We start from the raw sequence: 11,762 nt of genomic DNA on the forward strand, positions 1-11,762 counted from the left end.
AAGCTGAACGATGTCGATCCGCTTGCCTATCTGACCGATGCCCTCACCAGGATCGTCAACGGCCATCCAAACAGCAACATCGATGAGCTGCTTCCGTGGGCCTATTGCCGTCACGACCTCAAAGCCGTGGCCTGAGAACGACGCTTACGCTGATCCGGTCTACGTCATAGGAATAGACGCAAACGGTAAGCCGCGCGGCGCTCGGTTCGCCGAGCTGAAGGACAGCATCGTATCCGCGGCCGTGGATCTCAAGTGCCGCGTGCTGATCAATCCACCTGCGGCAGTGTCAGCGCTGGGTATGAAGCTTCCAGTGGGACGAGTGTACGGAGGCGGCAAGGTCGTAAAGCTGTTCGTCCCGAATATCAGGCGTGAACTCTACGATAAGATATTGGAAGCGGCGGGTCCGCTTGCAGACGGAGGGCCTGCCGCCGAAAGAGCCGATGTTCCGGGTCAGGCTTCCGAGAACCCTCAGGCAAAAAGCGAAACGGATGCTGCGGCGGACAACGTGAGGTGCATCTCGCCGGTAACATCGGGGTTGCCGCGCAGTTGGGAGGAAATCACCGTAGGCCACATGGTGCTGGCCCACGAGTCGCCTGACGATGGCTGGTGGGAGGCGGTGGTTATAAAGCGCGAGGACGAGATTCTGACCTTGCGGTATCGCGACGCACCCAAGCTGCCGAAGTTCATCAGGCACATCAACACGGTCGCGTTGGTCAACCCCGGTCCCGGCTGATCTACCCACCCTCGTCTGCAAATTGGCTCGGGCTGAGGCCCGGGCCACCCCTTCTACCCCATGCGCCGGACAGATTCCGGCATTCCCCAAAACATCAGCGGAGAAAGCAACCATGTCGGTTGAACGGATTCGTTTTCTCAATGATCAGCTTCGGACAACTCTCACGGGCGGCAGGGCCTTCATGACGCCGGGCATAGCCGCGCTCGGACCCGAGGCCGTTCAGCGTCTACTCATAGCTATAGCGAAGTTCGACGCCTTCTCTACAGCAAACGATCCGCACGGTGAGCGAGACTTCGGCATGCTTGGATTTGAGGGCTTGTCCGTCATCTTCAAGATCGAATATTTCGACGCGAATTTCGAGTTCGGTTCACCCGACCCAGCAGATCCCACCGTCACCCAGCGAGTGATCACGGTCATGCTGGCCGAAGAATATTAGACGACTGCTGGGCGGACAACGTACCACCGCTAGTCAGAAAGAAGTTTCGTCAAAGGTACGGAAAGCGCCTCAGCGATACGGGCCATAACCAACAGGCTGGGGTTACGTTTGCCTCGCTCGATCCCGCCCATATAGGTCAAGTCGATCTCGGCCTCAAAGGCCAACTTCTCCTGCGTCATCCGTCGTTGCTGACGGATCTTCCGAACATTCCTCCCCAACACCGCGCGCCAATCCTGCATTGCGGGATCGAGCACCATCAGGCATATAGTCTCTAGGGAATATAGTCCCTATTCGTATCAACCTGTGCGGTCGCGCCAACGAAAGCATCGAAAGGATCGCACAATGTCCAGCGCCGAAAGCTCTTACCAGCAAAGCTTCCTTCAGCGTGTTTCCACCCCATTATTTCTTGTTCTGTCTCTGCTCCTAGTCTTCATCGGCACTTCCCTGTCCGTCCTTGCGGCCATGATGGTGTGCGTTATCGCTGGTGTTGAGAACGCCGACCTGCAGGCCCGCATAGGTTTGGCCGCGACGCTTATCGGCTTTGTTGGATCAATCTATCTGCCGATCAGAGCAAGGCGCTCTCCGCCTTCGCAGCAGCAGCAATCGCGAACAACTGCAAGCGCTCCCCCGCCTTTGCCGATTGTCCACACGGTGCAAGACGACATCCGCCGAAGCAACGTGTCCGCTGAGGGCGACGAGCATGAGATGGCCGCCGAACCCGATAGTGAAGATATCGAGGGCGATGTCTATCCGATGCCCATCGATTCAAATCGAATAGTCGATTGGTTGAAGGTCTGCACCACCCCGGTCTTGATCGCCTTCAACGCCGCCGTCGTCTTTGTCGCTCTCGCCGCGACGCTTTCTCCGACGTTTGGGATGATCGGATTTGTTGTCGTACCGATAGCTTGCGTTTCTGCTTTAACGTCCCACCTCATGGGCACCCACTTTAACGTCCCCGGTGATCGACTCTCTTACCCATATTTTGCTTGGCGGCTGGGCTTGCCGTTGTCTCGTATTCACGACGCGAATGCGCAGACCATTAACAAGCGTGGGGTCGATGTTCTTGCGAGCTTGGGCGAAAAGAATCCGAAATACAAAACCGTGCACCACTACCATGTGAATCTGTCGGGAGATTTTGGTGCACGGCGCTTGATGTTCCGCTCCAAATTCAAACGCGATCAATTTCTGAGCATTCTGCGAACGATCCGGCCTGACGWGCGGATCACGCGATGGTCTTAACGCGTGAAGCACTTTCCACGCCGAGCATTTGATGGGCAGCAGATCAGGTTCAGCAACATGAGGCAGGGGTCAATTTTCCAATGAAGCAGATTGTTTTCTCAATGGTCGCCATCATCGTCCTATTCTTCGGCCCGGCGAACGCCGAGATGGTCAAGATTCCTTGGCATACTTCAACGCAATCGTCGCCATGGATTCCCGGCAACGAATATATAGACGGCTGGTCAAAGAACTTTATGAACGGGACCGTCGAAGAAAAAGGAAAGGTGAAGGCCGACGGCGAATTGCAAGCCGAGATGATCCGGCCGCACGGCACCAGAGGTCCCATCCCGTTCGTGCTAATGCTGCACGGTTGCTCCGGAGCTCGTGAATGGAAGTGGGCGAGCGACTATGGCGAAAACCTAGTCCGGGCAGGTTATGGCATCTTGGTGCTCGACAGCTTTACTACGCGAGGTCTGGGGCCCGACGGTGTTTGTTCAGATCCAAGTCAACTAAATTGGGCGCGGCGTCGGGCTGATGATGCTTATGCCGCATTGGATTGGCTGATCGACCAAAAGTTCGCTGATTCCAAGCACGTCTATGTTGTTGGTCGCAGCAACGGGGCAACCACGACGCTAATCATCATGAACCGCCTGATCGGCGATCTGCACGCGCATATGTTCGCCGGAGGTTTCGCTATGCAACCCTCATGCTATCTGATGAAAAACGTCGAGTTTTATGGTCCCGTTCATCTATTCCTTGCCGAGAAGGATGAGGCCACCAGTCCGGTCCTCTGCGGCCAAATGGCCGAGAGCAAGCGCGCGATTCCTGTTCAGGCCACTCTATGGAAGGGAGCCTACCATGCCTTTGAAGATCATTATTCAGTCCACATGTTTCACGGCTACCACATCGGTTACAATGCAGCAGCGGCCGAAGGCACAATCAAAGCCATCATCGCTGATCTGAACGTGGCTCAAAAAGCAACGAGGTAACCCAACAGCAGTTGCGCGTCGTCAGAGCGAAAGCAACGCTAGTTGCCGCTAATGACAACGTGGGCCTATCGCCGTCGAGCCAATAAGCGGGCGCACAGAACGTTGCCCGCTTATCTCACCACACTCTGGCTCGCGGCTAGTTCAAGACCAAAATCGAGTCTTCGTCCAATCTACCGTGCTTGAACGCTTTCAAAGTATAATCGGCCATGGTCCCGTAGCTGATCGGCGTTACATGTATCCGCGCCAGTCGATCATTCAGATAGAACCTGCTTCGGTCGCGGAAATGCTGATCGAGAGGCACCTTCAACCTCGATTGAAGACCCCACAATCTGTTCTGAACCCCGCTCGGTAGAATCGATAAACTTGGAGGGGGCACTAAAGCGATTGTATTGAAGTGAAGGCCATCATTCGCCACTACAAGGCGATCTGCTTCGACTCGATCACGTTTGAATACGCGTAGATCAGGACTCCCAACAAAGATCGGCCGCATGTGAGCCCAGTTACGATGGTTCGGGCGATGGATCATGTGCTTAGCTAGAGTCCAATGCACGCGCTCCACTTCTTGTCGCATGGTATCCATATGGTTCTGACGTGAACCCGGCAGTTGGTTGAACATGAGGTTCACGAAGTATCCTTCGCGCCCCTCGTCCATCTTTTCAGCTATCATGCTTGAATAGGCTTCCACGATGGCTTCTCTATAATGAAAGCCATAGGTAGCTTGATGTTGTGTCATCGTTGGTCCATTGATGTTAGTGATTTGAATGATCTATTCAGACATGCCTCTCCATATGGAGAGGGTGATTTCTCCATGTTGAAGTACCGCGCATCGGGACAACCACTGAGCGCGTCGGCTATGTCATTCTGAATTAGCTATTTACAAGATTGCCCGTCGGACACCGCGAGCGTACAAGCGGATCATCGAGCGCAAGTGCGGGCTGCCCTGTTCAAGATCCCATACGGCGTAGGCGGGCGTCATTCCCCTAGTAAGGTCGATCAGCCCCGGTCGCGTTTGTCAGCACAACCGCGACCTCGATCTTTCAAGCCACGGCCAGAATAGCCAACGACGGCCTAAGAGGTCCTATCTGCGCACGCCGTGCGCGGCGAGCCATCGGATCGCGACTGACGGCTTCTCCTACGATTCCACTGGGGTACCAGTCCGCCCCTTCAAGCTATGCCAACGCGGGCGGAGGGGACATGTCCTCTCCGCCTGCCGAGCGTCGATAGGTCTAGTTTAAAGGTCGGCGAAGTAGTCGGGATCGAACGGCTTCCCGCGTTTCGGGGCTGTATCTCTTGGATTTGGTTGTGCACCAGCAGAAGAAGCAAGTTCTGCGTCGGCAATAACCGGCTGCTGTCGCATCCAATTTTGATCGCGATTTAAAAAGAACCATTTCGGTTTTGCACGCTGCCCCTTGCGTTTCGACTCGTACCCAAGCCCCTTGAGCGTCTTTCGAACGGCACCTTTTGGGAAGCCACGCGTTGCTGCGATGCCGAACAGATGCTCCTTACGTACCTCACCCCGTCCCCGAAACACGTCGTGGACGAACTCGACGATATTCACCCGGGCGAGGAGCGGTGCGCGGCGAATCGTTTCGATGAGCCGTTCTCGGTCTATAGCGGGCAAATGACGCCATGCGTCGCGACACTCTTGTTTCCACAGAGCGAGCATTTCATCGAACGTCGTCGTCCTCTGCCGCTGTTGGGTTTGCCCCACCGCTTCCTTGGCGACCCGGCTGCCGACTGATGACTTCGCTGCGCGGTTCAGTGGAGCGCTTAGTGCTTTTGCAATCTCGGCAAATTCGGCAGCCTTTTTGAGCTGCGCATCGCGCCCGCCAGCCTCCTCGATCTTCAGAAGCGCTCTTTGGTTGTTGTCCAAACGAGCGTCTCTTGCAGCCCGCTTGGCCTCTGGCGTGATTTGGCTGATCTTGATCGCCCGATCAATGATCTTGCGGCGCGCTGCCACAGAGCGGCCAAGTACCGGCAGCTCACGAGCGGCAAGTGCAACGCCGCCCGGGGGCCGCCCAACTTTGCTTTTCTGGCCAACTTGGCCAGAAATGTTCACTTTGGCCGAAGCGAGGTTGAGATAGGCGACGAGCTTTTCCGCTTTTTGAAGAACAGTCAGCGTTTTCCGGAAAAGGTCTTCGCCCAATCGGACTAGTTTAGCCTCCGTGTCGTCGCCGTCCAAAATAGAACACCAAATCCTTTGTCTACCGACCCTTTTGATGGCCTCAAGACGATGCGCTCCGGCAACAAGAACGAATTTTCCTTTGTTTTTGCCGCCTCGCTGGTTTGGTTCGGCACGACGAATGGCAATGGGGTGCAGCAAATCGTACAGAAGTATGGACTCCCCGATGTCAGCGACGACGTTTTCGTCCAGCTTGTCCAGCTCCTTGGGTATCAGGATGCTGGCAGTGCTGATCAATTGGTATCTACCTTCTCGATGGAGATCGCGCGTTTCATCGGCGCGCACCGTTCCCGCAATCCGCACTCGGGAAGTAAGCTCGCGGCGGCGGCTCCTTTTTCCAAACCCCGAGAATTTCCCTTTCTCAAAAAGATCGTCTACCCATTTCTGGGTCTTCTTGTTCGGTGCCATTTCAATCTCCTCAATCGCTAACAGGTTTCCATTGGCGCGCGAAAACGAGGCCGTCGTCTTCACGCGCGGCTTGTCGCCAGCAACGACCGCCAACACATGGCCCATCTGATTGAGTTGGAAATCTACGGAGCACATGCGTAGTCGGCCGCGGCTGAGCGGTGGGACTTCCACGTGACTGGCGCTATGGCTCAGTAGAGAAAGGATGAGACTATCGGCGTCTGTCTAAGTTACGCACGCTCTCCTGATAGGAAAAATAGCACTGCCCCGCTGCAAATCAATAGGGCGGCCCGCGACCTTCCCGCCTTGATCGCCATATGCCTCACCGTGTTTGACGATCCGCAGGTCTGAAACCGGAGCGAGCGTCGTCCACTTTGCGCGCTCCTTAGGACGCGATAACTTGTTGTCTTACTTGACTTTACTTCTGTTTCTGACATAGATTCGTACCGCGCCTGCACCCGGCGCTGAAATCCTACTGAGTCTTAAGACCAGTCACACCCAACTTCGCCGCAAGTGACGGCGACGGCTGACTGGTTATGGATTTGACTCTAGGGAATGTTGCGCCTGACGCCCCCCTCCGACTTTCGATTGCAGCAAAGTTAGCTTTTCCCGACGGTTCGATGACGGCATCGGGCCTGCGGCGCGAAGCCTTGCGCGGTCGGCTGCAAGTGGAGCGTATTGCGGGCAAAGACTACACCACCCTGGAAGCCATCAATGAGATGAGAGAACTATGCCGCGTGCAAGCCAAGGCCCGTACCTCCGACGACGCGCCGCTCGTTACAAGGATGGCAAGCTCTATCAAAAATCAGTTTGGGTCATCCGAGATGGCAAAGCTGAAGTCTCCACAGGATGTGTTGCGGACCCGTCTCAGGTCAAACCGCCAGCGAAAGCACAACAAGCCTTAGCAGACTACATTTCGCGGCAATACAATCCACGGAATACGTCGGATGACATCAAGGAAATCGATATCGCCGATGTGCTGCTGGTTTACTTGGACGACAAAGTTGGCCCGGACAAACCAGAGGAGGAGAAGACCTCGGCGGAGCGCCATCTTGAACAAACAATTGGTCGCATAAACGAGTTTTTCGGCGGCAAGATGCTTAGCGAGATCAATACTCAGCTCTGCAAATCATACGTCAAGAAGCGGATTAGCGAAGGTGGTGGCGAGGGAGGGGCACGGCGCGATCTTGAGATGTTGCGCGCCGCCATCAATTTCCACAGCAGCGAGAATCTGCACTACGGCAAGGTCAGCGTCTGGCTGCCTGACAAGGGTGAGACCCGAGACCGTTGGCTTACCCGCAGCGAGGCTGCTGCCATGATCTGGAAGGCTTGGCGCTACCGAGAAGTTCAAACGATCCACGTCGGTCCGAACAAGGGTCAGAAGGTCATTTCAGACCGCCGACCGCTTCGGCACGTTGCCCGTTTCCTACTGATTGGTCTCTACACCGGAACCCGAGCCGGAGCTATCGCGTCAGCCGCGAAGGTACGTGCGCCGGGCAAGTCGTACGTCGATCTCGAAAACGGCGTGTTCTATAGGAAACCGGCCGGAAAGAAGGCCACCAAGAAGCGTCAGCCGCCTGCCCCCATCCCGCCCCGTCTCCTTGCTCATCTGAAGCGCTGGGACCGGCTCGGCATTGCCAAGGAGCATTTCGTCGAGTGGAACGGCAAAGCCGTCATATCGGTCAAGAAAGCCTTCCGGACGGTGGTCACGGAAGCCAAGATCGACCTGTCGGCTGGCCCCGTCGTGCCGCATACGCTGAGGCACACGGCGGCAACTGGCTTATGCAGCGCGGGGTCAATTTGTGGACTGCGGCAGGCTATCTCGGCATGACGGTCGAGGTGCTTGAGCGCACCTACGGCCACCACCATCCCGACCACTTGGCCGAGGCGGTGCAAGGCATCACGGCGAAGAAGATCACGAAGAAAGCTGCTGCCTGATTCCGGGTGACAGCCATTCTTCGGGGGATAGTTCGGGGGGTAKAAATGGACGAAAAGACTAAGTATTTGAAGATAATGGTCGGAGTGGCAGGATTCGAACCTGCGACCCCTGCGTCCCGAACGCAGTGCTCTACCGGGCTGAGCCACACTCCGACAAGAAGGCGGCTTATAGCGTCGGGTTTGACGCACCGCAAGCGGCCGGCATGAGGAATTTTGTCCCTGTGAAAACGGGTCTTGAAACGCTGATTTTACCGGCCGGCGCGGCCGGCGCGGAAGCTGCCGCCCGGATTTTGGCCGCCGGCGGGCTGGTCGCGTTTCCGACCGAGACGGTCTACGGGCTCGGGGCGGACGCCGCCAATGCCACCGCGATCACCCATCTTTACGCCGCCAAGGGGCGGCCGGCCTTCAACCCGCTGATCGCCCATGTCGCCGATCTCGCCGCCGCGCGCCGGATCGGGCGTTTCGACGCGCGTGCGTTGAGGCTTGCGGAAGCGTTCTGGCCGGGGCCCCTGACGCTGGTGGTGCCGAAGACGGATGACTGTCCGGTGGCTGAGTTGGCCACCGCCGGGCTCGACACGGTCGCGATCCGCATTCCTGCCCATCCGGTGGCGGAGGCGATCCTGCGCGCCTTCGGCGGGGCCGTGGTGGCGCCGTCCGCCAACATCTCCGGCCATGTCTCGCCGACGCTGGCAGCCCATGTCGAAAGCGACCTTGCCGGGCGGATCGACCTGATCGTGGACGGCGGGCCTGTTACGGTCGGCGTCGAATCGACCATTGTCGGCTGTTTCGACGTCCCGACGCTGCTCCGCCCCGGCGGGCTGTCGCGCGAGCGGATCGAGGCCGTGCTCGGCGCGCCGCTGGCGCGGCCACCCGTAGAGGCCGAGAGCGACGACAGCCAGCCGCTGGCGCCGGGCATGCTGGCCTCGCATTACGCGCCGCGCGCCAGCGTGCGGCTCAATGCGCGCGATGTGGCAGCTGGCGAAGCGCTGCTGGCGTTCGGCCCCGATCGCCTGCCGGGCCTGGAGGCCGCCGCCGCCGTCATGAATTTGTCGCCCGCGGCTGATCTCGATGAAGCCGCCACCAATCTGTTCGGCTATCTTCGCGCCCTCGATGCGAAGAGCCCGCGAGCGATCGCGGTGATGGCGGTGCCGGAAGAAGGACTTGGCGAGGCCATCAACGACCGGCTGCGCCGGGCCGCGGTCGCCCGATAGCGCATGATCCGGAAAAGTATGCAGCGGTTTTCCGATAAGATCATGCGCAAGAGATAAGAGCGAACAAGAGACAAGAGCATGAACGTCAATAAATCTGCCACCCCGCCGCTTGCGCCAGAGCTGATCGAACAATTCCGCAAGATCGTCGGCGACCGACATGCCATCACCGACGCGGCCGACATCGAGGCCTACGTTACCGAGGAGCGCAACCTGTTTCACGGCCGCTCGCCGCTGGTCCTGCGCCCGGGCTCGACGGCGGAGGTCTCGGCGATCTGCAAGCTCGCCTCCGCGCACGGAATCGCGCTGGTGCCGCAGGGCGGCAACACTGGGCTCGTCGGCGGCCAGACGCCGCACAACGGCGAAGTGGTGGTGTCGCTGCGCCGGCTCGACAAGATCCGCGAGGTCGACACTGCCTCCAACACCATGACCTGCGAGGCCGGCGTCGTGCTCCAGGTCGCGCAGCAGAAGGCGGCCGACGTGGACCGGCTGTTTCCGCTCTCGCTCGGCGCCGAAGGAAGCTGCACCATCGGCGGCAATCTCTCGACCAATGCCGGCGGCACCGCCGCGCTCGCCTATGGTGTTGCGCGCGAGATGGCGCTGGGGCTCGAGGTGGTGCTCGCCGACGGTCGCGTGCTCAACGTGTTGTCGAAGCTGAAGAAGGACAACACCGGCTACAATCTGCACAACCTCTTCATCGGCGCGGAAGGCACGCTCGGCATCATCACCGCGACCACGCTCAAGCTGTTTCCGAAGCCGCGGGCGATCGAGACCGCCTTCGTCGGGTTGAAATCGCCGGCGGCGGCGCTGAAGCTGCTGACCATCGCGCAAGGCGAAGCCGCGAACGCGCTGACGAGCTTCGAGCTGCTGTCGGAGATGGCGGTCGACTTCTCGGTCCGCCACGGCATCGACGTGCGCGACCCGCTCGAAGCAAAACATCCCTGGTACGTGCTGATGGAATTGTCCTCGCCCGGCGACGATGCCCGCACGCCGCTGGAGACGATCCTGACCCGCGCCATGGAAGACGAGATCGTCGACGACGCCGTGATCGCGGCCAACCTCACCCAGCGCAACGGCTTCTGGAAGCTGCGCGAGGAGATGTCGTCGGCGCAGAAGCCGGAGGGCGGCTCGATCAAGCATGACATCTCCGTTCCGGTCGCCGCCGTGCCCGCCTTCATCGACGAAGCCAATGCCGCCGTCGTGAAACTGATCCCCGGCGCACGGCCGGTGCCGTTCGGCCATCTCGGCGACGGCAATCTGCACTACAATGTCAGCGAGCCCATCGGCGCCAACACCGCGGATTACCTGGCGCGCTGGCACGAGATGAACGCGGTCGTGTTCGAGATCGTGCTGCGCATGGGCGGCTCGATCTCGGCCGAGCACGGCATCGGCGTGCTCAAGCGCGACGAGTTGCCCGAGGTGAAGGACAAGACCGCGATCGAGCTGATGCGGTCGATCAAGGCGATGCTCGACCCGCTCGGCATCATGAATCCGGGGAAGGTGCTGTGAGCGTCTCACTTACGATCGATGCGATCACCGACGCCGATGTCGAGCCCCTCGTCGCGCTGTGGCAGCGCTGCGGCCTGACGCGCCCTTGGAACGATCCGCATGCCGACATCGCGCTGGCGCGGCGGCGCGACAATTCCACCGTGCTGATCGGCCGCGATGGCGGCGCGATCGTCGCCACCGCCATGGTCGGCCATGACGGCCATCGCGGCTGGGTCTATTACGTCGCGGTCGATCCCGATGGGCGCAAACGCGGTTATGGCCGCGTCATCATGGTCGCGGCCGAGGACTGGCTGCGGCAGGCCGGCATTTTGAAGCTGCAACTGCTGGTCCGCCGCGAGAACGCGCAAGCCAATGCGTTCTACCAGTCGCTGGGYTTCGAGGAATCGACCTCGGTGATGTTCCAGAAGTGGCTCGACGGCCGCGCTTCCACAACGTAGCTGGAAAACAGCAATGACCATTTCCGACCGCGTCCGCATCAAGGACGTCCGCGTGCTCTCGGACGGCTGGACCACGCTGAAGACCACGACGTTCGAGTACCAGCGCGCCAATGGCGAGTGGCAGACGCAGCACCGGGAAACCTATGAGCGCGACAACGCCGCCGCCGTGCTGCCGTATAACCGCGCACGGCGTACGGTGATCCTGGTGCGCCAGTTCCGCCTGCCGGCCTTTATCCGCGGCTACGACGATCTCCTGATCGAAGCGGCCGCCGGCGTGCTGGACGATGCCTCCCCCGAGGTGCGCATCCGCGCCGAGGCCGAGGAGGAGACCGGCTATCGCCTGCACCACGTCCACAAGGTGTTCGAGGCCTTCATGAGCCCCGGCGCCATCACCGAGAAGCTGCATTTCTTCGTCGCCGAATACGAGCCGGAGATGCGGGTCAGCGACGGCGGCGGCCTCGAGCACGAGGGCGAGGACATCGAGGTGCTGGAGCTCTCGATCGACGAGGCCTTGGCGATGATCGCGGATGGACGCATCATCGACGCCAAGGCGATCATGCTGCTGCAATACGCGGCGCTGCATATTTTCAGGTGAGTTACGCTTTCTTCCTTCTCCCCCTGTGGGAGAAGGTGGCGCGAAGCGCCGGATGAGGGGTATGCGTCCGCAAATTCAGAAAAAGCGGGCTCGCGGAAAGATACCCCTCACC

The 11,762-nt window shown here is 59.3% G+C and carries 13 protein-coding genes and 1 tRNA gene; 10 read left to right on the forward strand and 4 right to left on the reverse strand.

Going from position 1 to position 11,762, the window contains the following annotated elements; translation table 11 throughout:
• The 3 genes from AB4Z51_RS42045 to AB4Z51_RS42055 form a co-directional block, all read left to right on the forward strand.
• The coding region (locus AB4Z51_RS42045; RefSeq protein WP_441499306.1) for a transposase domain-containing protein at positions 1-135 on the forward strand (135 nt) is incomplete at its 5' end.
• Between the two features lie 124 nt (positions 136-259).
• Positions 260-733, forward strand: coding sequence for a hypothetical protein (locus tag AB4Z51_RS42050; protein ID WP_441499521.1), 474 nt, complete (start codon positions 260-262; stop codon positions 731-733).
• Positions 734-845: 112 nt separating this feature from the next.
• Positions 846-1,169: a DUF3768 domain-containing protein gene (locus AB4Z51_RS42055; RefSeq protein ID WP_441499522.1), complete on the forward strand. Its 324-nt coding sequence runs from the start codon at positions 846-848 to the stop codon at positions 1,167-1,169.
• Positions 1,170-1,198: 29 nt separating this feature from the next.
• Here the strand turns inward: AB4Z51_RS42055 and AB4Z51_RS42060 are convergent, their stop codons facing one another.
• Entirely contained in the window at positions 1,199-1,426 is a 228-nt protein-coding gene (locus AB4Z51_RS42060; RefSeq protein WP_012041505.1) for a helix-turn-helix domain-containing protein, read from the reverse strand.
• Positions 1,427-1,511: 85 nt separating this feature from the next.
• Between AB4Z51_RS42060 and AB4Z51_RS42065 the strand changes: the two genes are divergently transcribed.
• Together AB4Z51_RS42065 and AB4Z51_RS42070 are read left to right on the forward strand one after the other, a co-directional pair.
• Positions 1,512-2,408, forward strand: a complete 897-nt coding sequence (locus AB4Z51_RS42065; protein ID WP_441499523.1) for a hypothetical protein — start codon at positions 1,512-1,514, stop codon at positions 2,406-2,408.
• Positions 2,409-2,488: 80 nt separating this feature from the next.
• The gene (locus AB4Z51_RS42070) at positions 2,489-3,376 is read left to right on the forward strand and encodes a dienelactone hydrolase family protein (protein ID WP_441499524.1); all 888 of its coding nucleotides are present in this window, start codon (positions 2,489-2,491) and stop codon (positions 3,374-3,376) included.
• A 136-nt stretch (positions 3,377-3,512) separates the two neighbouring features.
• Here AB4Z51_RS42070 and AB4Z51_RS42075 read toward each other — a convergent pair whose 3' ends face one another.
• Positions 3,513-4,109 (reverse strand): hypothetical protein, encoded by a 597-nt coding sequence (locus AB4Z51_RS42075; RefSeq protein WP_441499525.1) that lies wholly within the window; start codon positions 4,107-4,109, stop codon positions 3,513-3,515.
• Between the two features lie 498 nt (positions 4,110-4,607).
• Positions 4,608-6,101, reverse strand: coding sequence for a ParB/RepB/Spo0J family partition protein (locus AB4Z51_RS42080; RefSeq protein WP_441499526.1), 1,494 nt, complete (start codon positions 6,099-6,101; stop codon positions 4,608-4,610).
• Between the two features lie 592 nt (positions 6,102-6,693).
• Between AB4Z51_RS42080 and AB4Z51_RS42085 the strand changes: the two genes are divergently transcribed.
• Positions 6,694-7,794, forward strand: coding sequence for a site-specific integrase (locus AB4Z51_RS42085; protein ID WP_441499527.1), 1,101 nt, complete (start codon positions 6,694-6,696; stop codon positions 7,792-7,794).
• Positions 7,795-7,977: 183 nt separating this feature from the next.
• On the opposite strand, the gene AB4Z51_RS42090 is transcribed toward AB4Z51_RS42085, so the two are convergent.
• Positions 7,978-8,054: transfer RNA gene (locus tag AB4Z51_RS42090), tRNA-Pro, on the reverse strand.
• Positions 8,055-8,122: 68 nt separating this feature from the next.
• On the opposite strand from AB4Z51_RS42090, the gene AB4Z51_RS42095 reads away from it, so the two are divergent.
• From AB4Z51_RS42095 to AB4Z51_RS42110, 4 genes are all read left to right on the forward strand, one after another.
• Positions 8,123-9,112, forward strand: a complete 990-nt coding sequence (locus AB4Z51_RS42095) for an L-threonylcarbamoyladenylate synthase (protein WP_441499528.1) — start codon at positions 8,123-8,125, stop codon at positions 9,110-9,112.
• A 78-nt stretch (positions 9,113-9,190) separates the two neighbouring features.
• Positions 9,191-10,618, forward strand: coding sequence for an FAD-binding oxidoreductase (locus tag AB4Z51_RS42100; protein ID WP_085398459.1), 1,428 nt, complete (start codon positions 9,191-9,193; stop codon positions 10,616-10,618).
• On the forward strand, positions 10,615-11,055 hold the full coding sequence (locus AB4Z51_RS42105; protein WP_085398460.1) for a GNAT family acetyltransferase: 441 nt from the start codon (positions 10,615-10,617) through the stop codon (positions 11,053-11,055). The genes AB4Z51_RS42100 and AB4Z51_RS42105 overlap by 4 nt, the downstream gene beginning before the upstream one ends.
• A gap of 13 nt (positions 11,056-11,068) precedes the next feature.
• Entirely contained in the window at positions 11,069-11,650 is a 582-nt protein-coding gene (locus AB4Z51_RS42110; RefSeq protein ID WP_085398461.1) for an NUDIX domain-containing protein, read from the forward strand.
• Positions 11,651-11,762: the final 112 nt, after the last annotated feature.

This window comes from Bradyrhizobium sp. 2TAF36 (genome assembly GCF_052114925.1).
In the GTDB taxonomy this organism is placed as follows: Bacteria; Pseudomonadota; Alphaproteobacteria; order Rhizobiales; family Xanthobacteraceae; genus Bradyrhizobium; species Bradyrhizobium barranii.